Origin of the sequence: Aquabacterium sp. (assembly GCF_044226965.1) — a bacterium.
Lineage (GTDB): Bacteria > Pseudomonadota > Gammaproteobacteria > Burkholderiales > Burkholderiaceae_C > Pseudaquabacterium.
Map to the genome: position 1 here is coordinate 1 of NZ_JBGAGA010000083.1, position 25,820 is coordinate 25,820.

Here is a 25,820-nt window from a genome sequence, read left to right on the forward strand (position 1 = left end):
CTGGGCTTTGGCGTCGGCGTCGCGATCGACCGCGCGCCCTTCCTGCAGCGCGGGCTGCTGCCGCTGGCCTCGCTGACCAGCACGGTGCCGCTGGTCGCGGTGGCGCCGATCGCGGTGATGTGGTTCGGCTTCGAATGGCCGAGCAAGGCCGCGGTGGTGGTGCTGATGACCTTCTTCCCGATGCTGGTGTCGACGCTGGCCGGGCTGCAGGCCGCAGGCAAGCTCGAGCGCGAACTGATGCAGACCTATGCCGCGAGCTATGGCCGCACGCTGCTCGACCTGCGCCTGCCGACTGCGATGCCCTTCCTCTTCAGCGCGCTGAAGGTCAATGCCACGCTGGCGCTGATCGGCGCGATCGTCGCCGAGTTCTTCGGCTCGCCGACCCAGGGCCTGGGCTTTCGCATCAGCACCGAGGCGGCGCGCATGAACATGGCGCTGGTGTGGTCGGCCATCGTGGTGGCGGCGGTCACCGGCTCGGTCGCCTATGCATTGCTGGTTCAGCTGGAACGCCGCGTTGCGTTCTGGCATCCCTCGGTCCGCTCGGTCCGCTCGGCGCGCTAGCGCGGCATGATGCGGCCACCATTTCAACAGGAGCAGGCTTTGATGAAGACCCAGAAACGCTCGATTCGCTTCGCGCTGGCGGCGCTGGCCGTGTTCGCTGCCTTTGGTGCCCAGGCGGCCGACAAGGTGACGGTGCAGATGAAGTGGGTGCCGCAGGCGCAGTTCGCCGGCTACTACGTGGCCGCGGCCAAGGGCTACTACAAGGCCGCCGACCTGGACGTGACGATCAAGCCGGGCGGCCCGGATGTCTCGCCGGTGCAGGTGATCGCCGGCAACCAGGCCGACGTGATCGTCAACTGGATGCCCGACGCGCTGGCCGCCCGCGAGGCCGGCGTGCCGCTGGTCAACATCGCGCAGATCTTCGACAAGTCCGGCCTGATGCTCACCTGCAAGAAGGCCAGCGGCGTCTCCAGCCCGAAGGACTTCAAGGGCAAGACGCTGGGCGTCTGGTTCGGCGGCAACGAGTACCCGTTCCTGAACTGGATGAGCAAGCTGGGCTACAAGCCCGACGTCGACGTCAAGGTGCTGAAGCAGGGCTTCAACGTCGACCCGCTGCTGCAGAACCAGGCGGCCTGCATCTCGACGATGATCTACAACGAGTACTGGCAGGTGATCGATGCCGGCGTCAAGGAAAGCGACCTCGTCACCTTCTTCTACGAGAAGGAAGGCGTGGCCTCGCTGGAAGACGGCCTGTACGTGCTGGAGTCGAAGCTGAAGGACCCGGCCTTCGTCGCGAAGATGGCGCGTTTCCTGAAGGCCACCTTCAAGGGCTGGAACGACGCGGTGAAGAACCCCGAAGAGGCAGCCAAGATCGTCGTCGCGGCCGATCCTTCCGGCAGTGCCACCTTGCCGGTGCAGACGCGCCAGATGAAGAACGTCGCCACGCTGATCAGCACCGCCGGCACGCCGAAGATCGGCTACCTGGAGCCGGCCGCCTATGAGCGCACGGTGAAGGTGCTGCTGGCCGGTGGCAGCCAGCCGGTGATCAAGAAGGACCCGGGCAAGGCAGCGATGAGCCACGTCATCTGGGACGCCGCACAGAAGTGAGGCCCCCCCCAGAGCGGCCTGCTGCCGCCTCCCCCCCAGGGGGGCGGCGCCTGCGGACCGGCGAAGCCGGATCCGCGGCGCCTGCTGGGCTGGACGGTGGCGCCAAAGGGGCGATCCGGCAGGCGAATGAAGCCTTGATCCTCGGCGCGGGCGAGCGGGTGTTCGCCCGGGCCGGCTTCAATGGCGCGACGATGGCCGAGATCGCCGAGGAAGCCGGCCTGCCCAAGGCCAACCTGCACTACTACTTCGGCAGCAAGCAGGAGCTTTACGCGGCGGTGCTGGAACGCACGCTGCACGACTGGCTGGTGCCGATCGACGGCATCACGCCGGAGGCCGATCCGCGCCAGGCGCTGGAGCACTACATCCGCGCCAAGATGCGGATGTCGCGCGAGCGGCCTGATGCCTCGCGCGTGTTCGCCAACGAGATGCTGCATGGCGCCCCGGTGCTGGGCGAGACCATGCGCACGCAGCTGCGGCTGATGGTGCGGCGCAAGGCCTCGGTCATCGAAGGCTGGATCGCCGAGGGACGCATGGCCGCGGTCGATGCCACGCACCTGTTCTTCACGATCTGGGCCGCGACGCAGACCTACGCCGACTTCGACGTGCAGGTGCGCGCGGTGCTGGGCCGCGACGAGCTGAAACCCCGCGACCACCAGCGTGCCACCGAGCACGTGGTCGGCCTGATCCTGCGCGGCTGCGGCCTTGGGGCGTGAGCGCGGCCCGGCCCGCCCTCCGATCGTGGGTCGAGGAATCGGGCGAACTACGCGACACTTGCGGGATGTGCAGGCCTTGAACGCCGATGACCGCAGTCCGGCATCCCCCTGACGACGACCCGCGGCCGCCCTTCGCGCCCTCGTCGGTTCAGCCCGATCTCGACCTCGATGCCTCGTTGCCGGTGTCCGGCAACCGGCTCGCGGTCGGCCTGCGCCTGGACGAATACGAGATCAGCGGCGTGCTGGGCGAAGGCGGCTTCGGCATCGTCTACCTGGTCTGGGACCACTCGCTGCAGCGACGCCTGGCGATCAAGGAGTACATGCCCAGCTCGATCGCCTGGCGCGGGCGTGACATGCGGGTGCAGTTCAAGGACCCGCGCTACGCCGAATCCTTCGAGGCCGGGCTGCGCAGCTTCATCAACGAGGCCAAGCTGCTGGCCAGCTTCGACCACCCTTCGCTGATCAAGGTCCACCGCTTCTTCCAGGCCCATGGCACGGCCTACATGGTGATGCCGTTCTACGAAGGCATCACGCTGAAGCAGGCACTGCTCAGCAGCGACCGCGCGCCCGACGAGCGCTGGATCCGCGAGCTGCTGCAGCCGCTGCTGGCGGCGCTGGAGTACATGCACGGCGCCTCGTGCTACCACCGCGACATCGCGCCCGACAACATCCTGCTGGTCGACGAAGGCCGGCCGCTGCTGCTGGACTTCGGCGCCGCGCGCCGCGTGATTGGCGACATGACCAAGGCCGTCACGGTGATCCTGAAGCCGGGCTACGCGCCGATCGAGCAGTACGGCGACATGCCCGGCATCGGCCAGGGCCCGTGGACCGACATCTATGCGCTCGGCGCGGTGCTGCATTTCGCGATCACCGGCGTGGTGCCGCGCGCCTCGGTCACGCGCCTGGTGGCCGACGACTACGTGCCGCTCGCGCAGCGCATGGCCGGCCGCTACGGCGACCGGCTGCTGAAGGCCATCGACCGCATGCTGGTGGTGCAGCCGCAGGGCCGGCCGCAGACCATTGGCGAGTTGCGCGCGCTGATGGACATCGAGCTGTCGCAGGACTCCGGCCGCATCGTGCTGCCTTCGCGCATGGCGCCCGACGCCGAGCCCTGGACCCGGCCCGCCACTCGCAGCCAGCCCGGCGCCGCGGCCAGCCTGCCGCTGCCGATGCCCGCCGTGAAAGGGGGCAAGCCCACCAAGGCTGCGCAGACCCTGCCGCCGACCGTCAAGCAGCGCGCGCTGCCGGCCACGCCGCGTGGGCCGATGCGCCTGCCGCAGCTGAGTCCCCGCCTGCTGCTGATCGGGATTGGCGCGGTGCTGCTGGTGCTGTTCGCGCTGGGCGTGTGGCGGCAGCTCGCGAACGATCGCGGCAGCGCACCGGCCCCAACACCCGAGCCGCCCGCCAGCAGTCCGGCGCTGGAGGCCCCGGCCCCGGCACCCGTGGCCTCGGAGCCGGCTGCGCTGCCGCCCCCGGCGGAGGCCGCCTCGGCCGTGGTGACGCCGGCCGGGCCGGTGGCCGAACCCGTGGCCGAATCCGTGGCCGCTTCTGCGCCGGCGGCCGCTGCCTCCGCACCGGCGCCTGTCGCGTCCCCGCCGATGCCAGCCGCTTCCACGACGGTGCATGCGGTGCCGCCGCCGGCCGCAGCGCCGCCGGTGGTGCATGTGCCCAAGCCGCCGCACCGGGTCGAACCGGCGCCCCGTGCCACCGAGCCGTCACCTGCGGCGCCGAGTGCCTCGCCTAGAATTTCCTCGAATGCCCGCTGCGCGGACATCATCCAACGCGTATCGATCGGCGAGACGCTGACGGCGGCCGACCGGCGCATCCTGAAAGAGGAGTGCGGTAAATGAGCCTACGCCAAGGAGCCCTGCGGGCCGCTTGCGTCACCACGCTGGCCGTGGCCAGCCTGCTGCTGATCAGCGCCTGCCAGACCCCGCCCCCCGCGCCGGTGGTGCGCGAGGTGGTGGAAGCCCTGAGCCTGGACCAGGCCGTGGCCGCGGCCACCGACAGCCTGGCGGCGCAGGTCAAGCCGCCCGAGACGCTGCTGTCGCGGCTGGAAAAGCCGGTCAAGCGCCCGGTGCTGATGGATCCCTCGCTCGACGCTGCCTCCGGCCAGCAGACCGCCTTGACGCGGCAGCTCGACCAGAAGGTCAATGACCGCCTGCGCGTGCATGCCGCGCAGTTCGACGTGCTGCCCTTCGCCCAGGCCAGCCTGGGACGCGCACAGTACCTGCTGGTGGGCACCATCACCCGCATGGACAACGCCCGCGGCGTGTTCCAGATCCACCTGGCGATGGCCGAGATGAAGACCGGCAAGGTCGTCGCCCAGGCCTCCGCGCGCGCGAAGGACGAGAACTTCGACACCACGCCCACGCCGTACTACCGCGACACGCCGGTGCTGATGCTGAAGGACCGCGTCGTCGAAGGCTACATGCGCACCGCGCAGACCGCGCCGGGGCAGCCCGCCGATAGCGCCTATCTGGAGCGTGTTGCGGCCACGGCGATGATCCAGGAAGCCACCACGCTGTACAACGCCGAGCGCTACCAGGATGCGCTGGGCCTGTACCGCGAATCGCTGGCCACCCCGGCGGGCGAGCAGATGCGTTCGCTCAATGGCGTGTACCTGTCGAACTGGAAGCTGGGCAACGTCGGCGAGGCCGAAGCCGCCTTCGGCAAGGTGGTGGCCCTCGGCCTGGCGTCGAAGGCGCTGGGCGTGAAGTTCCTGTTCAACCCCGGCAGCACCGACTTCTGGGCCGATGCCAACATCAGTGGCCCGTACCAGCTGTGGCTGCGCCAGATTGCCCGCCAGGCCGCGCAAACCAAGGTCTGCATGGACATCGTCGGCCACACCAGCCACACCGGCTCGGAGGCCTTCAACGACCGCCTGTCGGCCCAGCGCGCCGCCTCGATCCAGCGCAAGCTGGAAGCCGAGGCGCCGGCCCTGGTCGGCCGCCTGAAGTCCAGTGGCGTGGGTTTCCGCGAGAACCTGATCGGCACCGGCACCGACGACGCCAGCGACTCGCTCGACCGCCGCGTCGAGTTCAAAATAAACGCGTGCTGAGCTGAAGGCGCGCTAACGACGCGCCTTCATGCAGCCACCGCGGGCGGCACCTCGTCGTCGTCGGCTTCCTCGCCCAGGAAGCCCCCGCTCTGGTGTGCCCAAAGCCGCGCATACAGGCCGTTGCGGGCCAGCAGGCTGCGGTGGTCGCCTTCCTCGACGATGCGGCCCTTGTCCATCACCACCAGCCGGTCCATCGCGGCGATGGTGGACAGGCGATGCGCGATCGCGACCACGGTCTTGCCTTCCATCAGGCGGTACAGGCTGGCCTGGATGGCGGCTTCGACTTCGCTGTCCAGCGCGCTGGTGGCCTCGTCCAGCAGCAGGATCGGCGCGTCCTTCAGCATCACGCGGGCGATCGCGATGCGCTGGCGCTGGCCGCCGGACAGCTTGACGCCGCGCTCGCCCACCTGCGCCTCGTAGCCGCGCCGGCCATTGGGGTCGGACAGGGTCTGGATGAAGTCGTCGGCCTCGGCGCGCTGCGCCGCGGCCAGCATCTGCGCTTCGGTGGCGCCCGGGCGGCCGTAGAGGATGTTGTCGGCCACCGAGCGGTGCAGCAGCGAGGTGTCCTGCGTCACCATGCCGACCTGCGCGCGCAGGCTGTCCTGCGTGACCTGCGCGATGTCCTGGCCGTCGATCGTGATGCGGCCGCCAGCCACGTCGTAGAAGCGCAGGATCAGGTTCACCACCGTGCTCTTGCCGGCGCCGGAGCGGCCGACCAGGCCGATCTTCTCGCCGGCGCGGATGTGCAGGTTCAGCTCGCGGATCACCGGCTTGTCGCCGCCGTAGTGGAAGTCCACGTGCTCGAAGCGGATCTCGCCGCGGCGCACGACCAGCGGCTTCGCGTCCGGTGCGTCGACCACGCTCTGCCGCCGCGCGAGCGTCGTGATGCCGTCCTGCACCGTGCCCACATGCTCGAACAAGGTCGCCATCTCCCACATGATCCAGTGCGAGATGCCGTTCAGGCGCAGCGCCATCGCGGTGGCCGCGGCCACCGCGCCGACGCCCACCTGGCCCTGCGTCCACAGCCACAGCGCCATGCCGGCGGTGGCCAGGGTCAGCGCCATGCTCAGGCCGTGGATCACGATCTCGAAGCCGGTGACCAGCCGCATCTGCTGCTGCACCGTGCCGAGGAATTCCTGCATCGCGCCGCGTGCATGCGCGGCCTCGCGCTGCGCATGCGCGAACAGCTTCACCGTCGCGATGTTGGTGTAGGCATCGGTGATGCGGCCGGTCATCAGCGATCGCGCGTCGGCCTGCGCCTGGGCCACGCGCGCCAGCCGCGGCACGAAGAAGCGCAAGGTCAGCAGGTACAGGCCCAGCCAGCCCAGCAGCGGCGCCAGCATCCACGCATGGAAGCTGCCCACCACCGCGGCCAGCGTGACGAAGTAGATGACGATGAACACCAGGATGTCGCAGACGATCATCCAGGTGTCGCGCACCGCCAGCGCGGTCTGCATCACCTTGGCGGCCACGCGGCCGGCGAACTCGTCCTGGTAGAAGCCCATGCTCTGCGCCAGCATCAGGCGGTGGAAGTTCCAGCGCAGCCGCATCGGGAAGTTGCCCGCCAGCGCCTGCTGCTTGAACATCGACTGCAGCGCCACCAGCCCCATGCTGCCGACCAGCACGACAGCCAGCAGCAGCAGGCGCGCGCGCTCGTCCACCCACAGCCGCTCGGGCCGCACATGGCTCAGCCAGTCGACGATGTTGCCGAGCATGCTGTAGAGCAGCGCCTCGAACACGCCGATGCCCGCGGTGAACAGCATCATCGCGGCGATGTAGCGGCGCAGGCCCCAGCTGCACGCCCACAGGAAGGGGAAGAAGCCCTTCGGTGGCGTGGGGGGCGTCGCGTCCGGGTAGGGGTCGACGAGTCTTTCGAACCAGCTGAACAGCATGAGGGGGGCGAGCGTAGTGCGGCGCATCCGTCACCGATGTGACCGTCATCACCAAGCGCCGCGCCGTATGCTGGATTCGATCCCCTCGACGATGAACTCAGGAGCGCGCACGATGACCTACGAAACGCTGGGCTGGCAGATCGACGACCGCGTGCTGACGCTCACGCTGAACCGCCCCGAGCAGCTCAATGCCTTCACGGTGACGATGGCCAACGAGCTGATCGACGCCTTCGAGCGCGCCAGTGCCGACGATGCGGTGGGCGCGGTGGTGGTCACCGGCGCCGGGCGCGCGTTCTGCGCCGGCATGGACCTCTCGGCCGAGGGTAATGTGTTCGGGCTCGACGAGACGCTGTCGCCCTCGCTCGATGAACTCCATCAGCGCTGGGACGACGAGCAGATCGTGCACCGCGTGCGCGACACCGGCGGCCGCGTCTCGCTGGCGATGTTCGAGTGCCAGAAGCCGCTGATCGCCGCGATCAATGGTGCGGCCGTCGGCATCGGCGCGACGATGACCCTGCCGATGGACATCCGCCTCGCGTCGGAGGCCGCACGCATCGGCTTCGTGTTCGGCCGCATCGGCATCGTGCCAGAGGCCTGCTCCACCTGGTTCCTGCCGCGGCTGGTCGGTCCGCAGCAGGCCTTCGACTGGGTGTATTCCGGCGACATCCTCACCGCCGAGCAGGCGCTGCAGGGCCGGCTGCTGAAGGCCGTGGTGCCGGCCGCGCAACTGCTCGAAGAAGCGCATCGCACGGCGCACCGCTACATCGACCAGCGCAGCCCGGTGTCGATCGCGTTGATGCGGCAGATGCTGCTGCGCAACCCGGCGCTGCCGCACCCGCGCGAGGCGCATGCGATCGAATCGCTGGCCGTGCTGCACACCAGCCGGCACGACGGGCGCGAAGGCGTGCAGGCCTTCCGCGAGAAGCGGCCGGCGCGCTTCACCCAGCAGGTGTCCAGCGGCATGCCTGACTTCTTCTACCCCTGGTGGTGAGCGTCCGGCGCCGTCCCAAGGCGTAACACGATGCCTCAGCGGTAATCCTGCGAAAGACCGGCTCAACCCGCAGCGCCCGCCGTCGAAACTGAGGAACGGCGGCCCGCCCGGGCGCGTCGACTCGACGGGAGCGGAAGCATGAAGCGGCGCGCGGTGTGGCAAGGCCTGGCAGCGGGGCTCGCGATGGCGGCGGCGCCGATGGCGCGATCGGCCGCAGCGGGCACCGCACGCGTCGTGCGCTTCGGCCAGTCGGCCTCGCTCACCGGCAGCACGGCGCGCCATGGCCGCGAAATCCGCGTCGGCCTGGCCGCGGCGCTGGCCGGCGCCAACCGCCAGGAAGGCCCGCGCGGCCTGCAGTTCGAGCTGCTGACGCTGGACGACGGCGGCCAGGCTTCACGCTGCGCCGACAACGCCCGGCAACTCGTCGACCAGGGCGCGGCGGCGCTGGTCGGCTTCACCAGCGGGCTGGGCGCCGAAGCCTGCCTGGACCTGGTCGCGCGGCAGCAGGTGGCCCTGATCGGCCCGGCCAGCGGCAGCATGGGCCTGCGTGCGCAAGTGCCGGCCGGCGTGGCCCATGTGCGCGCTGGCTTCGACCAGGAGTACCGGCGCATCGCGGGCTACATCCAGTCCTACGGCTTCCGGCGCGTCGCCCATGTCTACCTGCAGGACACCTCGCCGGCCAACCTCGGCGCGATGACCGACGCGCTGGCCCGCAGCGGCCTGCAGGCCGTGCTGTCGCTGCCGATCGCGCGCCAGGCCACCTCGACCCTGCCGCTGGTGCAGCAGCTGCTGGCCACGCCGCTGGACGCCATCGTCTTCGCGGCCCATGCGGAACCGGTGCTGGCCATCATCGAGCAGATGAACCGGGCCCAGTTCCGCGGCATGTACTTCGCTTCCTCGCTGGCCGGGCAGGACCTGATCGAGGGCCTGGCCACCGCCCGTGGCAGCGCGGTGATGAGCCTGGTGGTGCCGCGCCCGCATGCGCTGGGCCTGGGCGTGGTGAACCAGTGCCAGCTCGACCTGGCCGCCGCGGGCGGCGGCGCGCGGCTGGGGCCGACCACGCTGGAGGGCTACATCGCCGGCCGCGTCGCGGTGGAAGCCGCGCGCCAGGCCGCGCGCGCCGGTGCCGCGACACGCCAGGGCCTGTTCGATGCTGTCGCGCGCCTGGAGGCCGACCTGGGCGGCTACCGCGTCAGTCTGACGCCGCGCAACCCACAGGGCTCGCAGTACGTCGACCTGGTGGTGGTCGACCGCTTCGGCCGCTTGGCGGGTTGAACGCGCGCTGAACGCAGGCCGTCGGCCGCGTCAATCAGGCGATAGCCCGCTCTCCAGCGCCAGCAGCTCGCCGATGGTCTGGCGCCGGCGGATCAGCCGCGCCTGGCCGCCGTCGACCAGCACCTCGGCCGTCAGCGGCCGGCTGTTGTAGTTGCTGGACATCGAGGCGCCGTAGGCCCCGGCGTCGTGGAACACCAGCAGGTCACCGACACGGGCCTCGGGCAGGCTGCGCTCGAGCACCACGCCGCCGTCGCCCTGCGTGAACACGTCGCCCGACTCGCACAGCGGGCCGGCCACCACGGTCGGCAGCGCGGCACGGTCGACGCCGTCGGCGGCCAGCACGCTGATCTCGTGGTGGGCGCCATACATCGCCGGCCGCGCCAGTTCGTTGAAGCCGGCATCGACCAGCGCGAAGAAGCGCGAACCCATGCGCTTGGTCGCGCGCACCTCGGCCAGCAGCACCCCGCTCTCGGCCACCAGGTAGCGGCCGGGTTCGATCTCCAGGTGGATGGCATGGCCGCGCGCGGCCTCGATGCGCTGGCGCGCCGCGTGCCACAGCTGGTGGTAATGCGCGGTGTCGATGCGCGCCTCGCCGGGCCGGTACGGGATCGACAGCCCGCCGCCGGCGGACACCGCTTCGATCGGCAGGTCGACCTTGGCCACCAGCGCCACCATCGCGTCGCACACCTGCTGCAGGTGGCTGTAGTCCACGCCCGAGCCGATGTGCATGTGCAGGCCCACCAGCTGCAGCCCGTGCTGGCGGATCGCGGCCAGCGCGGCGGCCAGGTCGGCATGCCAGATGCCGTGCTTGCTGTGCTCGCCACCGGTGTTGGTCTTGTTGCTGTGGCCATGGCCGAAGCCGGGGTTGATGCGCAGCCACACGCGGTGGCCGGGCGACGCGGCGCCCAGCTGGTGCAGCATGTCGATCGAGCCGGCGTTGACCGGGATGCCTTCGGCCACCACCTTGGCCAAGGTCGCCCGGTCGATCACGTCGGCGGTGAAGACGATGCCCGAAGTGCTGCTGCGGCTGGCGGTGTAGCCCGCGGCCAGCGCGCGCTCGATCTCGCCCAGCGACACCGCGTCGACCTGCACGCCCTCGGCACGCATCAGCTTCAGGATCTGCAGGTTCGAATTGGCCTTCTGCGCGAAGCGGATGGTGTCGAAGGCGCGCAGCTCGGCGATGCGGCTGCGGATGGTCGCGGCGTCGTACACCCACAGCGGCGTGCCGTGGGTCTGCGCCAGCGTGCGCAGCAGGGCGGGGGCAAACGGATTCATTCCGCGATGATGCCGAGCCAAACGCATGCAGGCAAATAGCGTATCGTCGGTCATCCATTCATTCCGGATATGGGCATGACGTCGCTCACCCACCGCCATGTCGAGGTCTTCCGCGCGCTGATGCTGGCCGGCAGCGTGACGCGCGCGGCCGAGCTGCTGCACACCTCGCAGCCCACCGTCAGCCGCGACCTGGCGCGGCTGGAGCAACTGCTGCAGATGAGCCTGTTCGACCGCGTGCGCGGCCGGCTGCGGCCGACGGTGCGGGCGCTGGCCTTGCGCGACGAGATCGAGCGCTCGTACATCGGGCTCGAACGCATCGGCGCCGCCGCCGCCGCGCTGCGCCATTTCTCCGAAGGCCGGCTGGCGGTGGCCTGCCTGCCGGCGCTGGCCCATGCGCTGCTGCCCGAAGCGGTGCGGCGCTTCGCGGCCGCGCACCCGCAGGCCAGCGTGGCGATCACGCCGATCGAGTCGCCGCTGCTGGAGCAAAGCCTGACCGAGCAGCGCTGCGACTTGGGTCTCACAGAGCAGACCGAGGCGCCGCCCGGCACCACGCTGCTGCCGCTGCTGCAGGTGCACGAGGTGGCGGTGCTGCCGGCCGGCCATGCGCTGCTGGCGAAGAAGGCGCTGAAGCTCGCCGACTTCAAGGGCCAGCGCTTCGTCAGCCTGGCGCCCGAGGACCCCTACCGCCAGCAGCTCGATGCGTTGTTCGCCGCGCAGCGCGTGCCGCGCGTGATGGCGCTGGAAGCCGGCAGCGCAGTGGCGGTGTGCGCGCTGGTGCGGCAGGGCCTGGGCGTGGGCATCGTGAATCCGCTGACCGCGCTGGAGCTGGCGGGCGATGCACTGCAGATCCGGCCACTGGCCGTGAAGGTGCCGTTCCACGTCGGCCTGGTGCTGCCCGAATTGCGGCCGCCGAGCCCGCTGCGCGAGGCCTTTGTCGCGGCGTTGCGCGAGGCGGCGGCGGCAGTACGGCTGCGGCTGAAGTCCGCAGCCTGAGCGCGCAGCTTCAGGCCGCCTGCGCCTGCTGCACCAGGTGCGCCACCAGCAGCCGCGTGGTGGCCGAGAGCGTCGCCTCGGGCCGGCTGCAGATGACGAAGCGGCGCTCGCACCAGTCATCGGTCAGCGGCACCATCACCAGCCCGCTGGCCACCGCGTGCGGCTCGGCCGCCTCGCGCGGCAGGATGGCCAGGCCCAGGCCGGCGGCCACGATGCGGCAGGCTGCGTCGAGGCTGGAGACCTGGATGCGGTGCGCGGTGGTGTGGCCGGCCAGCGCGCTCTGGCGTCGCAGCAGCTGGTCCATCAGGCCGCCGGGGGCGACGCCGATCGCGGGGTAGGGCAGGGTCTCGGCATAGCGCAGCCGCCGGCGGCGTGCCAGCGGGTGCTGCGGCGCCAGCGCCACGCACAGGTGGTCGTGCCGGTAGGGCCGGGTTTGCAGGCCACCGAAGTCGGTGCGGTCCCACAGCACGCCGAGGTCGGCACTGCCTTCGCGCACGCTGCGGATGATCTCGTGGCTCAGGCGCTCGTCGACGCTGACGCGTACCGCCTGGTGCTGCGCGAGAAAGCTGGCCAGGTCGTCGGGCAGGCCTTCGGCCAGCGCCGAGACGCTGGCCATCACCCGCACGCTGCCCTGGGCGCCGGCGCTGAATTCGCTCAGCTCGGCCTGCAGCCGGTCCATCGCGCCGAGCAGGTCGCGCGCCTGGCGCAGCAAGGCCTCGCCGGCCGGCGTCGGGCTCACGCCGCGGCGGCCGCGCTGCAGCAGCGGCGTGCCCACGGCCGACTCGATCGCGGCGATGCGCTTGCTTAGCGCCGAGGGCACCATGGCCTCGCGCTCGGCCGCGCGGGCGATGTTGCCCTCCTCGCAGGCGGCGACGAACAGGCGTAGCGAGACGGGATCGAAGTGCCGCGACATCATCGGCTCCGCGCGGCCGTTCCGGAGGAGCCGAGCGCCCCCACGGGGGGCCGCGAACGCAGTGAGCTTGGGGGCCACATGCCCTGATTGTGGCGTGACGGATTGGAACGGCAAGGCTGACGAAATACCGCTTGGCATCCACCGTGGAACGCCTAGAGTTCCCTGCCATGAGTTCTGCAATCCTGCGCGAAGTCGGCCTGCGCGATGGCCTGCAAAGCATTGCCCGCGTGCTGCCCACCGAGCACAAGCTGGCCTGGCTGCGCGGCGCGCATGCCGCTGGCCTGCGCGAGATCGAAGTCGGCTCCTTCGTGCCCGCGCGGCTGCTGCCGCAGCTGGCCGACACGGCCGAGCTGGTGGCCGTGGCCAGGACCCTGCCGGGCCTCGTCACCTCGGTGCTGGTGCCCAACCTCAAGGGCGCCGAGCGCGCGATAGAGGTCCAGGCCGACCTGATGCTGCTGCCTTTGTCGGCCAGCCATGCGCACAGCCTGGCCAACCTGCGCAAGACGCCCGACGAGGTGGTGGCCGAGATCGCCCGTATCGTGGACCTGCGCAACAGCAGCGGTTCGCGCTGTCGCATCGAGGTGGGCCTGTCCACCGCCTTCGGCTGCACGATCCAGGGCGAGGTCAAGCCGGCCGAGGTGCTGCGCCTGGTGCAGGCGGTGCTCGAGGCCGGTGCCGACCACGTGGGCCTGGCGGACACCGTCGGCTATGCCGATCCCTTGATGGTGAGCAGGCTGTTCGAGCAGGCCCTGCGCGTGGCCGGCGACAAGCTGAACTGCGGCCACTTCCACGACACCCGCGGCCTCGGCCTGGCCAACCTGATGGCGGCCTGGAACCTGGGCATCACCCGCTTCGATGCCTGCCTGGCCGGCATCGGCGGCTGCCCGCATGCGCCGGGCGCCAGCGGCAACATCGCCACCGAAGACGCGGCCTGGCTGTTCGCCAGCATGGGCGTCAGCACCGGGGTGGACATCGATGCGCTGCTGGCGCTGCGTGCGCAGGCGGCGCAATGGCTCGATGGCGAAACCCTGCACGGCACGCTGTGGCGCGCCGGGTTGCCCAAGACGCTGCGCGCGGAGGCCCTGGCATGAGCGCGGACACGAGGACGAACGCGGTCCCGCAGCCGCTGGCCGGCCTGAAGGTGATCGAGTTCACCCACATGGTGATGGGCCCCACCTGCGGCATGGTGCTCGCCGACATGGGTGCCGAGGTCGTCAAGATCGAGCCGGTGGAAGGCGAGGGCACGCGCCGCCTGCTGGGCGCCGGCGCCGGCTTCTTCCCGATGTTCAACCGCAACAAGGGCAGCATCGGCATCGACCTGCACCGGCCTGAAGGCGCCGCCCTGGCGCGCAAGCTGGCGGCCCAGGCCGACGTCGTCATCGAGAACTTCAAGCCCGGCACGATGCAGAAGTACGGGCTCGACTACGCCAGCCTCAGCGCCGAGAACCCGCGCCTGGTCTACGCCAGCCACAAGGGCTTCCTGCCCGGCCCGTATGACCACCGCACCGCGCTGGATGAGGTGGTGCAGATGATGGGCGGCCTGGCCTATATGACCGGCCGCCCCGGCGACCCGCTGCGCGCCGGCACCAGCGTCAACGACATCATGGGCGGACTGTTCGGCGCGATCGCGGTGCTGGGCGCGCTGATCCAGCGCGGCATCACCGGCCGTGGCATGGCGCTGCAGTCGGCGCTGTACGAGAACAACGTGTTCCTGATGGGCCAGCACATGCTGCAGTTCGCGATGACCGGCAGGCATCCGCAGCCGATGCCCGCGCGTGACAACCCCTGGGCCGTGTACGACGTGTTCACCGTCAAGGACGGCGAGCAGATCTTCCTGGCCGCCGTGAGCGACGCGCAATGGCAGGGCTTCTGCGACGCGCTGGACCTGCCCGACCTGAAGGCCGATCCTGAGCTGGCCACCAACAACCAAAGAGTGCGTCAGCGGCCAATGCTGCTGAAGACGCTGGCCGAGCGCCTGGCGCACCGCAGCGCGACCGAACTGGCCGAGCGCATGGAGCGCGCCGGACTGCCCTTCGCGCCCATCCGCAGGCCCGAGGACCTGTTCGACGACCCGCACCTGCTGGCCACCGGCGGCCTGGCCGACGTGCGCGTGCCCGATGGCGACAAGGCCGGCCAGATGGTGAAGACCACGCTGTTCCCGATCACGATGGATGGTCAGCGCCTGGGCGTGCGGCACCATCCCCCGGCGCTGGGCGAGAGCACCGAAGCATTGCTCGGCGCGCTGGGCTACAGCGCCGGGCAGGTCGCCGCGATGCGGGCGAGCAAGCTCGTCGCCTGAAGCCCGCTGCATTCCCCCACGGCGCACCCGACGCCGCCTGCCAACCCTCCGGAGACACACCATGCCGCATTCCCCGATCGTCACCCGCCGCCATGCGCTGGCCAGCCTGGCCGCGGCCGCTTCGTCGGCCGCGCTGCCCGCCTGGGCCCAGGGCGGGCCGGTGGTGAAGTTCATCCTGCCCAATGCCACCGGCTCGGGCGTGGATGCCATCACGCGCGCGGCCCAGCCGGCGCTGGCCAAGGCGCTGGGTGCGTCGGTCGTCGTCGACAACCAGCCGGGCGCCGGCGGCATCGTCGGACTGCAGGCGCTGGCACGCTCGGCGCCCGATGGCACCGCGCTGGGTGTGGTGTCGAACAACGTCGTCATCTTCCCCAGCCTGTACAAGACACTGCCGTTCAACATGCCGGGCGACTTCACGCCGATCGCGGTGTGCGGATTCACGCCGGTGGTGCTGGTGGTGAATGCCAAGCTGCCAGCGCACAACGCCAAGGAATTCACCGCGCTGCTGAAGGCCAAGCCCGGCGAACTGAACTTCGCTTCCGGCGGCAACGGCACCATCCTGCACCTGGCCACCGAGATGTTCCTCGACGAGGTCGGCGCCAAGGCGCGCCACATCCCGTACAAGGGCGTCGGCCCGATGCTGACCGACCTGATCGGGGGCCAGGTCGAGTTCGCCACCGCCGCGCTGCCCAGTGTGCAGGCGCACCTGAAGAGCGGCGCACTGCGCGCCATCGGCGTGGCCACCGCGCAGCGCGTGCCGGCCGCGCCGGACATTCCCACCTTCGTCGAGCAGGGGGTGCCGAATTACGTGGTCGAGGCCTGGTTCGCGGTGATCGGCCCCAAGGGCATGGCGCCGGCCGAGGTCAAGCGCGTGCACGACGCGGTGGTCAAGGCCTTTGCCGATGCCGAGGTGAAGGATGCGATGGCCAGGCAGGGCAACGTCATCAACGTCGGCAGCAGCGAGCAGGCGCAGGCCTTCTTCAAGTCCGAACTCACGAAGTACGCGGCCATGGTGAAGAAGGCCGGTGTGGAACTGCAATGATGGCGGCGGTTCGATGAGTGGCACGATCCTGCGCATCGAACCGCGCATGCTGTTCCTCAGCCGCGACCCGGCCCGCGTGCGGGCGCAGCTGGCCGGCGCGGAGCTCACGCGCGCGCAGGCCGGCCCGCTGCGCGACGACATCTCCACCGACGAGATCTCGCCGCTGCCGGCGATGGTGCACTTCGACGCCACGCTGGGCCGCCATGCGCACACCGGCTTCACCGCCGGCACTGAGCGGCCGATCGGCCGCGACGCGCTGCGCCAGGCCGGCATCACCGTGCTGGTGGCCGGCCAGCGCTACGGCAAGGGCAGCTCGCGCGAGCACAGCGTGGTGGCCGAAAAGGCGGCCGGTGTGCGGCTGGTGATTGCCGAGACTTTCGAGCGCATCTACCGCCAGAACGCCGACAACGCCGGGCTGCTGACCAGCACCGATGGCGGCCTGGTCGAACGCCTGCAGCGCGGCGAGCCCATCGACCTCGACGAACTGCTGCAAGGTCGCGATGCGCTGGCCGCGGACATCGTGCGCGCCGGCGGCCTGCTGCGCCATGGCCGCTTGCATGCGGCGGGCTTCGTGCCGGCCTCCGCAGAGCCGTCGGCAGCCCGGCCGATGACGCTGTTCGAGAAGATCGTCGCGCGCCATGCGCTGCAGGCACCCGGCCTGCCGGCCCCGCGCGCGGCGGGCGAGGGCGGCTTCCTGCGCGCCGACCTGCGCTTCATCCACGAGTACTACACCGCGATGGCCGCGCATCTGCTCGACGCGGAGTACGGCACCGCGCTGCAGCTGCACGACAAGGCCAGCATCGTCTGCTTCGAGGACCACCTGAGCTACGTACACCGCAGCCCGACGCATGTGGCGCAGGGCCTGGTGGGCGGCGTGCGCGGGCTCTCGCAGGGCCATCGCGCGTTCGTGCAGCGGCATGGCCTCACCGACCACGGCTACCTGCAGGCGCTGGAGGCGGGCGATGCGGGCAACACCGGCTCGCAGGGCATCTCGCATGCGATGGTGGCAGAGCAATACGCGCTGCCGGGGCAGCTGATCGTCGGCACCGATTCGCACACGCCGCATTCGGGCGCGCTGGGCTGCGTGGCCTTCGGCGTCGGCACCACCGACATGGCGCTGGCCTTCACCACCGGCGCCGTGCGCTTCACGATGCCGCCGCAACTGCGCATCGCGGTCGAGGGCGCGCTGCCCGCCGGTGTCAGCGCCAAGGACCTGGCGCTGTACCTGCTGGCGCGCGAAGACATCCGTGCCGGCGCCGGTGTCGGCCGCGTGTTCGAGTTCGGCGGCGCGGCGGTGCGCGGGCTGTCGATCGACGAGCGTGCGACCTTGACCAACATGGTGGCCGAGCTGGGCGGCTTCACGGGTCTGGTGGCGCCGGACGACGAGACCGTGCGCTTCCTGCGCGAGCGGCGTGGCCTGGCCTTCACGCTCGAAGACTGGATGCACAGCGACCAGGACGCGGCCTACGAGCGCGTGATCACGATCGACTGCGGGGCGCTGTCGCCGATGGTCGCTCGGCCCGGTGACCCGGGCAATGGCGTTCCGCTGGCCTCGCTGCCCGACCCGGTGAAGATCGACATCGCCTACGGCGGCAGCTGCACCGCCGGCAAGCGCGAAGACTTCGACCAGTACCACGCGGTGCTGGCCTGGGCCGCGGCGCGCGGACTGCGGGTGGCCGCGGGCGTCAGGCTGTACCTGCAATGCGGCACGCGCGCGGTGCGCGAGCACTGCGAGACGCAGGGCTACCTGGCCGCCTTCGAAGCGGTGGGTGCCGAGCTGCTGCAGCCGGCCTGTGGTGCCTGCGCGAACTGCGGGCCGGGCGCATCGGAGCGGGCCGACCAGGTGACCGTCAGCGCCATCAACCGCAACTTCCCCGGTCGCTCCGGGCCGGGTGCCGTGTGGCTGGCCAGCCCGCAGACGGTGGCCGCCAGCGCGATTGCCGGGGAGCTGTGCTCGTTCGCGGCCCTGCAGCGCCGCCACGCCTAAGTCCGCTTCGCCCGCACCTGCCAATGCGCGCGCCGCGAGCGCAGCGCATGGCGCTGGCGGTGCGCGGACATCGAGACGCCGGCGGCGCGCTTGAACAGCCGCCGCATCGACGCGGTGTCGGCATAGCCGCAGGCCTGGGCGATGGCGTCCAGGCCGTGCAGCGTGGTCTCGAGCAGCAGCTTGGCCCGGGCGATGCGCAGGTCATGCAGGTACTGCAGCGGCGTCTGGCCGGTGACGAGCTGGAACTGCCGCAGCAGGGTGCGCTCGCTGGCGGCGGCCGCCGTGGCCACGTCTTTCAGGCAATAGGGTTCGTCGATGTGGTGCTGCAGCCATTGCATCGCCCGGTGCACCGGGCTGTCGGAGGTGCGGACCAGCCACTGCTGCTGCGCCAGCGCCGGCGCGATCTGCTGGCGCTCGGGCTGGTGCAGCAACACCTGCGCGCAGGCCTGGGCCAGGTCGGGGTCCAGCAGCTGGCCCAGCACGCGCAGCATGAACTCGGTGGTGAGTGCCGGCGCCACGCAGGTGAAGAGTCGGTCGCGGTGGCTCATCGGCTCGGTGCCGCTGAAGTCGCAGCGCGGGTACACGCGCGTGAGCCAGCTCTGGAAGGCCCAGGGCGCGGCGACGCGCCGGCCGTCCAGCAGGCCCAGGTGCGCCGGCATCACCAGGCCGGTGGCGCAGGCGGCGATCCAGCCGCCGGCCGTGGCGTGCTCGCGCACCAGCCGCAGCGCGGTGCCGTGGCGCGCCATCAGTTCGCCCAGGTGCGGCGCGTCCTCGGCCGCCAGGCCGGGCAGCCACAGCAGCTGCCGGGTTGCGCGGCCACGCGGCGCACGGCCCGGCTCGGGCGCGAACGGCGTGCTGATGCGGCGGCCACCGCCGTCGACGACGCGCCATCGCAGCGGCGCAGGTTCGTGCGGGTGGCGAAAGCGGTGCAGCAGCGCCGCGGTGCGCATCACGTCGGCGGCGGCGAACAGCGTGCCGGGCAGCGCCTCGGGCAGCCAGAGAAGGCGGACATCCAGCAGCGGCGGGGATGGGGAAGCGGAGCGGGTGGCCATGGCGGGATCGGCAAGCCGGATGGCGATATTGGCACATGCATTTCTCTCCCCGCCTGCCTAGACTGGGTGCTCCTCCACTTGCCGAGTTCCTGCCCATGAGCGCTTGCCGTCAGGCCGGCGTCGCGATGGCCCTTGCCGTCGCGAGCCTGCTGCCCCTGCTTCCCGCCACTGCCCAGGCCGCCCCCGATGCGGCCGTGTTGAATGCCGCGCGCGCCGCCGAGCCGGCGGTGATCCGCACGCTCGAGGAGATGGTGCAGATCGAGACCGGCAGCCAGAACGTCGAGGGCCTGAACCGGCTGGCCGACCTGCTGCAGCAGCGCCTGCAGGCCATGGGTGCGCGCACCGAGCGGCTGAAGGCCACGCGCGGGCCGGGGGGCCCGATCGTCAAGGCCAGCTTCGAAGGCAGCGGCCAGCGGCGGCTGATGTTGATCGCCCACATGGACACCGTGTACCCGGCCGGCACGCTGGCCACGCAGCCGATGCGGCGCGACGGCAACAAGCTCTACGGCCCCGGCATCGCCGACGACAAGGGCGGACTGGCGGTCATCCTGCATGCGCTGGCGCTGCTGAAGGAGGCCGGCTGGAAGGACTACGCGCGCCTGACCGTGCTGTTCAATCCCGACGAGGAGATCGGCTCGATCGGCTCGGGCGAACTGATCGCGACGCTGGCCGACGAGCACGACGCGGTGCTCTCGTTCGAGCCCACCGCTGCCAAGGCCGTGGTGAAGCAGGAGTCCCTGCTGCTCGGCGCCGCCGGCACCGCCACGGCCGAGATGGTGGTCAAGGGCCGTGCCGCGCATGCCGGCGCCGCGCCGGAGCTGGGCCGCAATGCGCTGATCGAGCTGTCGCACCAGCTGCTGCAGACCCGCGACATCGCCAAGGGCGTGCCGGGTGCCCAGCTGAACTGGACCGGGGCCAAGGCCGGCGAAGTGCGCAACCAGATCCCCGAGAGCGCTTCGGCCTATGCCGACGTGCGCCTGACCGCGCCCGACGCTGCCGACAAGCTGCAGGCCGCGTTGAACCAGCAGGTGGCCCAGAAGCTGGTGCCCGACACCACGACGACGGTCACGCTCACCGTGGGCCGGCCGCCGTACAAGGCCAGCGAAGCGGGCCGGGCGATGGCGCAGCATGCCCGCGGGATCTATGCCGAACTCGACGGCCGGCCGCTCGCGCTGGCGCCGATGACCGGCGGGGCCACCGATGCCGGCTACGCCGGGCGTTCAGGCAAGGCGGTGGTGCTGGAGTCCTTCGGCCTGGCCGGCTACGGCTACCACGCGCGCGACGAGTACATCGAGGTCGACTCGATCGTGCCGCGCCTGTACCTCGCCAGCCGGCTGCTGATGGACCTGGGCGCCGGCAAGGTGGCGTTGAAGTAACGCTGAAGTGACGCGGCCGACCGGTCTCAGTCGGCCACGCCCGCACGCTCCAGCATGGCGTGGAGGAGGACGTTGCAGCCCGCGGTGATGTGCTCGGGCTTCGCGTCCTCGATCTCGTTGTGGCTGATGCCGTCCTTGCAGGGGATGAAGATCATGCCGGCGGGCGCGAGGCGGGCCATGTAGACCGCATCGTGGCCGGCGCCTGAGACAGCGGGCATGTTGCTGTAGCCCAGCGCCTCGGCGGCGCGGGCCACGGCCTCGACGCAGTCCTTGTGGAAGGGCTGTGCCGGGTAGGCCGAGACGGGCGTGATCTCGATCGACAGGCCGCTGTCGGCGGCCAGCTTCGCGGCCACGGCGCGGATGTCGGCATCCATCGCCTCGCACAGCGCGTCGGTCGCGTTGCGCAGGTCGATCGAGAACTTCACGCGGCCGGGAATCACGTTGCGGCTGTTCGGGTGCACCTGCACCATGCCGACGGTGCCACGCCCATGCGGCGGGTGGCGATGGGCGCAGGCCACCACCTCCTGCATCAGCTTCGTCGCCACCTGCAGCGCATCCTTGCGCAGCGCCATCGGCGTCGGGCCGGCATGCGCTTCCATGCCGGTCACGACGCAGTCGTACCAGCGGATGCCGAGCACGCCGGTCACCACGCCGATGGTCTTGTCGTGGTCTTCCAGCACCGGGCCCTGCTCGATGTGGGTCTCGAAATAGCAGCCGATCGGGTGGTCGCCGGGTTCCTGCTCGCCGATGTAGCCGATGCGTTCAAGTTCTTCCTTGACGCACTTGCCGTCCACGTCCTTCGCGGCATAGGCATGTTCCAGCGTGAAGGCCTTCGCGAACACGCCCGAGCCCATCATCACCGGCACGAAGCGCGAGCCTTCCTCGTTGGTCCACCAGGCCACCTCGATCGGCGCCTCGGTCTCGATGCCGGCATCGTTCAGCGTGCGCACCACCTCCAGCCCGGCCAGCACGCCGTAGTTGCCGTCGAACTTGCCGCCGGTGGGCTGGGTGTCGATGTGGCTGCCGGTGACGATCGGCGGCAGGCTGTTGTTGCGGCCCGGCCGGCGCAGGAAGCCGTTGCCGATCTTGTCGATCGTCACCGTCATGCCGGCTTCTTTCGCCCAGCGGCTGACGAGGTCGCGGCCCTGCTTGTCCAGGTCGGTGAGCGTCAGGCGGCACACGCCGCCCTTGGGCGTGGCACCGATCTGTGCCAGTTCCATCAGCGAGTCCCACAGCCGCGGGCCGTTGATGCGCAGCGCCTTCAGCTTCTCGGGCAGGGGCTTGGTCTTCATGTCCATGCGGATCTCCTAACGCGCAACCGGTACGGGCTTGTCGAGCGCCGCCTTGCGGGCCAAGGCATCGAACTGCGGGCCGAAGGCCGGGCGCTTGACGTACTTGCCGGCGCCGCGCTCGGCGCGCAGGTCGCCGTCGGCATACACCAGCTTGCCGGCCGAGACGGTGTGCGTGGCCACGCCCTGCACCGCCATGCCCTCGAAGATGTTGAAGTCGCCCAGCGAGCGCTGGGTCTTGACCGACAGCGTTCTGCTGGCCTGCGGGTCCCACAGCACCACGTCGGCGTCGGCACCTTCGACGACGCAGCCCTTGCGCGGGTAGATGTTGAACAGCTTGGCCGCGTTGGCCGAGGTCAGCGCGACGAACTCGGTGGGCGTCAGCCGCCCGGTGTTGACGCCTTCCTGCCAGACCACCGCCATGCGTTCCTCGACACCGCCGCAGCCGTTCGGGATCTTGCTGAAGTCGTCCTTGCCGGCCGCCTTCTGCTCGGCGCAGAAGGTGCAGTGGTCGGTGGCGGTGGTGTGCAGGTACCCGGCCTGCAGGCCACGCCACAGCATCTGCTGGTGCCCCTTGGCGCGGAACGGCGGGCTCATCACATGGCCGGCCGCGAACTCGAAGCGCGGGTCGCGGTAGACGCTGTCGTCCACCGTCAGGTGGCCGGCCAGCACCTCGCCGTACACGCGCTGGCCGCGCGCGCGAGCCCGGGCGATGGCCTCGGCGCTTTCGGCGCTGGACACGTGCACGATGTAGATCGGCACGCCGATGACGTCGGCGATCGCGATCGCGCGCTGCGCGGCTTCGGCCTCGACCGCCGGCGGCCGCGACAGCGGGTGGCCCTCGGGCCCGAGGATGCCCTGGGCCTTCATCTCGGCCTGCAGCAGGAACACCAGCTCGCCATTCTCGGCATGCACGGTGGGCATCGCGCCCAGCTCCAGCGAGCGGCGGAAGCTGTTCACCAGCGTCTCGTCGTCGCACATGATGGCGTTCTTGTAGGCCATGAAGTGCTTGAAGCTGTTGACGCCTTCTTCCTGCACCAGCAGGCCCATGTCCTTGTGGACGCTGGGGTCCCACCAGGTCACCGCGACGTGGAAGCTGTAGTCGGCGGCCGACTTCTCGGCCCAGCCGCGCCACTTGCGGTAGGCGTCCATCAGCGGCTCCTTCGGATCGGGGATCACGAAGTCGATGATCATCGTCGTGCCGCCGGCCAGCGCCGCCGCGGTGCCGGAGTAGAAGTCGTCGCGCGTCACCGTGCCCATGAAGGGCAGCTGCATGTGGGTGTGGGTGTCGATGCCGCCGGGCATCACGTAGCGGCCGCCGGCATCGAGCACGTCGGCGCCGCTGGGCGCCGGGATGCTGGCCGAGACCTCGGCGATGCGGCCATTGACGCACAGCACGTCGGCACGGAATTCACGGTCGGCATTGAGGACGGTGCCGCCACGGATCAGCAGGGGTTTCATCGCGCAGGACTCCAGGTCGGAAGAGCGTTGGGTGCGAGCGTGCGCCGCAGGGGCGGCGGCGTCAAGCCGGCACGGTTTTTCGCATGGGATTGTTGGGGTGGGTGGTCCAGTCGGCGGAAGTGGCCTTCACCGGTTCGCCGGTGCGCTGGTCCAGCTCGCCGGGCGCCAGCGTGCGCAGCGTGATGCACTCGGGCACCGGGCAGACGGTGACGCAGAGGTTGCAGCCGACGCACTCGTCTTCCTTGACCTCGAAGTGGCGCCGGCCGTCCTTCACCGCGGTGATGGCCTGGTGCGAGGTGTCCTCGCAGGCGATGTGGCAGCGGCCGCATTGGATGCACTTGTCCTGGTCGATGACGGCCTTGCTGATCGCGTTGAGGTTCAGGTACTGCCAGTCGGTGACCGTCTTCAGCGCGCGGCCCCGGAAGTCCTCGATCGACGTGAAGCCCATGTCGTCCATGTAGTTGGACAGGCCGTCGGCCATCTCCTGCACGATCTTGAAGCCGTAGACCATCGCCGCGGTGCAGACCTGCACGTTGCCGGCGCCGAGCGCGATGTAGTCCAGCGCGTCGCGCCAGCTGCCGATGCCGCCGATGCCGGACACCGGGATGCCGGCGGTGTCCGGGCTGCGGCCGATCTCGGCCACCATGTTCAGCGCGATCGGCTTGACCGCCGGGCCGCAGTAGCCGCCATGCGAGCCCATGCCGCCGGTGGACGGGCTGATGGTCAAGGTGGCCGGGTCGATGCCCATGATCGAGTTGATCGTGTTGATCAGGCTCACCGCATCGGCACCGCCCTGCTTGGCCGCCGCGGCGGGCTTGCGGATGTCGGTGATGTTGGGCGTGAGCTTCACGATCACCGGCAGCTTGCTGTACTGCTTGCACCAGGCGGTGACCATCTGGATGTACTCGGGCACCTGGCCGACGGCCGAGCCCATGCCGCGCTCGCTCATGCCGTGCGGGCAGCCGAAGTTCAGCTCGACACCGTCGCAGCCGGTGTCCTCGACCATCGGCAGGATGGCCTTCCACGCGGCTTCCGTACAGGGCACCATCAGGCTCACGACCAGTGCGCGGTCGGGCCAGGCGCGCTTGACCTCGCGGATCTCCTGCAGGTTCAGCTGCAGCGGCCGGTCGGTGATCAGCTCGATGTTGTTGAAGCCCAGCAGGCGCCGGTCGGGCGACAGCAGCGCGCCATAGCGCGGGCCGTTGACGTTGACCACCGGCGGCCCTTCCTCGCCCAGCGTCTTCCAGACCACGCCGCCCCAGCCGGCCTCGAAGGCGCGGTGCACGTTGTAGGCCTTGTCGGTGGGCGGTGCGCTGGCCAGCCAGAACGGGTTGGGGCTGCGGATGCCGGCGAAGGTGTTCGAGAGATCGGCCATGGTGCGTCCTCGTCAGGTGCTCAGCAGATGGGCATGGATCGCGGCGGCGGCGCGCTTGCCGTCTTCCACCGCCTCGACGGTGAGGTCGCGGCCGCCGGCGCGGCAGTCGCCGCCAATCCACAGGCCGGCGACGCCGCTGGCGCCGTCGGCATCGGCGACGATGCGGCCGCCCTGCAAGGTGAGGCCGCTGCCCTGTAGCAGCGCGGCATCGAGCTTCTGGCCGACGGCGCGCAGCACCACGTCGGCTTCGAAGGTCTGGTGCGTGCCGTCGGGCTGCAGCCGGCCGTTCACCAGGTGCTGACGCGCAAAGCGCACGGCCACGACATGCGTGTCGCCCTCGATGGCCGCCGGTGCCAGCCAGTGGTGGATGGTCACGCCATGGGTCTGCGCCCAGTCCTGCTCGGCGGCCGAGGCGCCCATGGTCTCGGGGCCGCGGCGGTAGACCATGTGCACCTCCTCGGCGCCCAGCAGCTTCGATTGCACCGCCGCGTCCACCGCGGTCATGCCGCCGCCGATCACCGCCACCCGGCGGCCCACCGGCACGCTGGCCTTGTCGGCGGCCTGCAGCAGCTCGGCGATGAAGTCGATCGCGTCGCGCACGCCGGGCAACTGCTCGCCGGGCAGGCCCAGCGGCTCGGTGCGGCCCAGGCCGATGGCCAGGTAGACCGCGTCGAACTCGTCGCGCAGCGCCTGCAGCTGGGCGGCGGAGGCCAGCCGCCAGTCGCAGCGCAGCGTGATGCCGCCGATGCCCACCAGCCAATCGAGCTCGCGCTGCGCGAAGCCGCCGGCGGTCTTGTACGCGGCCAGGCCGTATTCGTTCAGGCCGCCGCCCTTGGGCCGCGCATCGTGCACCACGACCTCGTGGCCGCGCTGCGCCAGGCCGAAGGCGCAGGCCAGGCCGGCCGGGCCGGCGCCGACGATGGCAATGCGCTTGCCGGTGGCCGCGGCGCGCGGGAACAGCGCGCTCACCGGCCGGTCCATCACCGCATCGACCGCGTAGCGCTGCAGCCGGCCGATCTCGACCGGCTTGCCTTGTTGTGTCGTCCGCACGCAGACCTGCTCGCACAGCACCTCGGTCGGGCAGACGCGGGCGCAGGTGCCGCCCAGCGGGTTGGCGCTGAGGATGGCCTTGGCCGCGCCGCGCAGGTTGTCTTCGGCGATGCGGCGGATGAAGCTGGGCACGTCGATGCCGGTGGGGCAGGCGGTGGCGCAGGGCGC

At 70.7% G+C, this 25,820-nt stretch carries 21 protein-coding genes; 13 read left to right on the forward strand and 8 right to left on the reverse strand.

Annotation, left to right across the window (positions count from 1 at the left end):
* The 5 genes from ACILR4_RS25200 to ACILR4_RS25220 form a co-directional block, all read left to right on the forward strand.
* On the forward strand, nt 1-561 hold a 561-nt coding region (locus ACILR4_RS25200), incomplete at its 5' end, for an ABC transporter permease (protein WP_395703652.1).
* A 42-nt stretch (nt 562-603) separates the two neighbouring features.
* Entirely contained in the window at nt 604-1,608 is a 1,005-nt protein-coding gene (locus ACILR4_RS25205) for an ABC transporter substrate-binding protein (RefSeq protein ID WP_395703653.1), read from the forward strand.
* Between the two features lie 134 nt (nt 1,609-1,742).
* Nucleotides 1,743-2,321, forward strand: a complete 579-nt coding sequence (locus tag ACILR4_RS25210; RefSeq protein WP_395703654.1) for a TetR/AcrR family transcriptional regulator — start codon at nt 1,743-1,745, stop codon at nt 2,319-2,321.
* Nucleotides 2,322-2,407: 86 nt separating this feature from the next.
* Entirely contained in the window at nt 2,408-4,171 is a 1,764-nt protein-coding gene (locus tag ACILR4_RS25215) for a serine/threonine protein kinase (RefSeq protein WP_395703655.1), read from the forward strand.
* Entirely contained in the window at nt 4,168-5,382 is a 1,215-nt protein-coding gene (locus ACILR4_RS25220) for an OmpA family protein (RefSeq protein WP_395703656.1), read from the forward strand. The genes ACILR4_RS25215 and ACILR4_RS25220 overlap by 4 nt, the downstream gene beginning before the upstream one ends.
* A gap of 26 nt (nt 5,383-5,408) precedes the next feature.
* Here ACILR4_RS25220 and ACILR4_RS25225 read toward each other — a convergent pair whose 3' ends face one another.
* Nucleotides 5,409-7,271, reverse strand: a complete 1,863-nt coding sequence (locus tag ACILR4_RS25225; RefSeq protein WP_395703672.1) for an ABC transporter ATP-binding protein — start codon at nt 7,269-7,271, stop codon at nt 5,409-5,411.
* 115 nt (nt 7,272-7,386) lie between these two features.
* Here ACILR4_RS25225 and ACILR4_RS25230 point away from each other — a divergent pair, with 115 nt between their 5' ends.
* Entirely contained in the window at nt 7,387-8,265 is an 879-nt protein-coding gene (locus ACILR4_RS25230; RefSeq protein WP_395703657.1) for a crotonase/enoyl-CoA hydratase family protein, read from the forward strand.
* A 138-nt stretch (nt 8,266-8,403) separates the two neighbouring features.
* Nucleotides 8,404-9,540 carry an ABC transporter substrate-binding protein gene (locus ACILR4_RS25235; protein ID WP_395703658.1) on the forward strand — a complete coding sequence of 379 codons (1,137 nt, stop codon included), beginning with the start codon at nt 8,404-8,406 and terminating at the stop codon, nt 9,538-9,540.
* A 30-nt stretch (nt 9,541-9,570) separates the two neighbouring features.
* Here the strand turns inward: ACILR4_RS25235 and lysA are convergent, their stop codons facing one another.
* Nucleotides 9,571-10,815 carry a diaminopimelate decarboxylase gene (gene lysA, locus ACILR4_RS25240; RefSeq protein WP_395703659.1) on the reverse strand — a complete coding sequence of 415 codons (1,245 nt, stop codon included), beginning with the start codon at nt 10,813-10,815 and terminating at the stop codon, nt 9,571-9,573.
* A gap of 75 nt (nt 10,816-10,890) precedes the next feature.
* On the opposite strand from lysA, the gene ACILR4_RS25245 reads away from it, so the two are divergent.
* On the forward strand, nt 10,891-11,808 hold the full coding sequence (locus ACILR4_RS25245; RefSeq protein ID WP_395703660.1) for a LysR family transcriptional regulator: 918 nt from the start codon (nt 10,891-10,893) through the stop codon (nt 11,806-11,808).
* 10 nt (nt 11,809-11,818) lie between these two features.
* On the opposite strand, the gene ACILR4_RS25250 is transcribed toward ACILR4_RS25245, so the two are convergent.
* On the reverse strand, nt 11,819-12,721 hold the full coding sequence (locus ACILR4_RS25250; RefSeq protein ID WP_395703661.1) for a LysR family transcriptional regulator: 903 nt from the start codon (nt 12,719-12,721) through the stop codon (nt 11,819-11,821).
* 167 nt (nt 12,722-12,888) lie between these two features.
* Here ACILR4_RS25250 and ACILR4_RS25255 point away from each other — a divergent pair, with 167 nt between their 5' ends.
* From ACILR4_RS25255 to ACILR4_RS25270, 4 genes are all read left to right on the forward strand, one after another.
* The gene (locus ACILR4_RS25255; RefSeq protein WP_395703662.1) at nt 12,889-13,812 is read left to right on the forward strand and encodes a hydroxymethylglutaryl-CoA lyase; all 924 of its coding nucleotides are present in this window, start codon (nt 12,889-12,891) and stop codon (nt 13,810-13,812) included.
* Nucleotides 13,809-15,020 carry a CaiB/BaiF CoA transferase family protein gene (locus ACILR4_RS25260; RefSeq protein WP_395703663.1) on the forward strand — a complete coding sequence of 404 codons (1,212 nt, stop codon included), beginning with the start codon at nt 13,809-13,811 and terminating at the stop codon, nt 15,018-15,020. Before ACILR4_RS25255 ends, ACILR4_RS25260 begins: the two co-directional genes overlap by 4 nt.
* 61 nt (nt 15,021-15,081) lie before the next feature.
* On the forward strand, nt 15,082-16,062 hold the full coding sequence (locus ACILR4_RS25265) for a Bug family tripartite tricarboxylate transporter substrate binding protein (protein ID WP_395703664.1): 981 nt from the start codon (nt 15,082-15,084) through the stop codon (nt 16,060-16,062).
* A 13-nt stretch (nt 16,063-16,075) separates the two neighbouring features.
* Nucleotides 16,076-18,049 (forward strand): aconitase family protein, encoded by a 1,974-nt coding sequence (locus ACILR4_RS25270; RefSeq protein WP_395703665.1) that lies wholly within the window; start codon nt 16,076-16,078, stop codon nt 18,047-18,049.
* Here ACILR4_RS25270 and ACILR4_RS25275 read toward each other — a convergent pair.
* Nucleotides 18,046-19,101, reverse strand: a complete 1,056-nt coding sequence (locus ACILR4_RS25275; RefSeq protein ID WP_395703666.1) for a GlxA family transcriptional regulator — start codon at nt 19,099-19,101, stop codon at nt 18,046-18,048. The genes ACILR4_RS25270 and ACILR4_RS25275 overlap by 4 nt on opposite strands.
* Nucleotides 19,102-19,196: 95 nt before the next feature.
* Here ACILR4_RS25275 and ACILR4_RS25280 point away from each other — a divergent pair, with 95 nt between their 5' ends.
* Nucleotides 19,197-20,477 carry a glutamate carboxypeptidase gene (locus tag ACILR4_RS25280; RefSeq protein WP_395703667.1) on the forward strand — a complete coding sequence of 427 codons (1,281 nt, stop codon included), beginning with the start codon at nt 19,197-19,199 and terminating at the stop codon, nt 20,475-20,477.
* A gap of 26 nt (nt 20,478-20,503) precedes the next feature.
* On the opposite strand, the gene ACILR4_RS25285 is transcribed toward ACILR4_RS25280, so the two are convergent.
* The 4 genes from ACILR4_RS25285 to ACILR4_RS25300 all read right to left on the reverse strand — a co-directional run.
* Nucleotides 20,504-21,775 (reverse strand): Zn-dependent hydrolase, encoded by a 1,272-nt coding sequence (locus ACILR4_RS25285; RefSeq protein ID WP_395703668.1) that lies wholly within the window; start codon nt 21,773-21,775, stop codon nt 20,504-20,506.
* A 9-nt stretch (nt 21,776-21,784) separates the two neighbouring features.
* Nucleotides 21,785-23,227 carry a dihydropyrimidinase gene (gene hydA / locus ACILR4_RS25290; RefSeq protein WP_395703669.1) on the reverse strand — a complete coding sequence of 481 codons (1,443 nt, stop codon included), beginning with the start codon at nt 23,225-23,227 and terminating at the stop codon, nt 21,785-21,787.
* A gap of 61 nt (nt 23,228-23,288) precedes the next feature.
* The gene (preA, locus tag ACILR4_RS25295) at nt 23,289-24,602 is read right to left on the reverse strand and encodes an NAD-dependent dihydropyrimidine dehydrogenase subunit PreA (protein ID WP_395703670.1); all 1,314 of its coding nucleotides are present in this window, start codon (nt 24,600-24,602) and stop codon (nt 23,289-23,291) included.
* A 12-nt stretch (nt 24,603-24,614) separates the two neighbouring features.
* Nucleotides 24,615-25,820: NAD(P)-dependent oxidoreductase (locus ACILR4_RS25300; RefSeq protein ID WP_395703671.1), on the reverse strand; the 1,206-nt coding region annotated here is incomplete at its 5' end.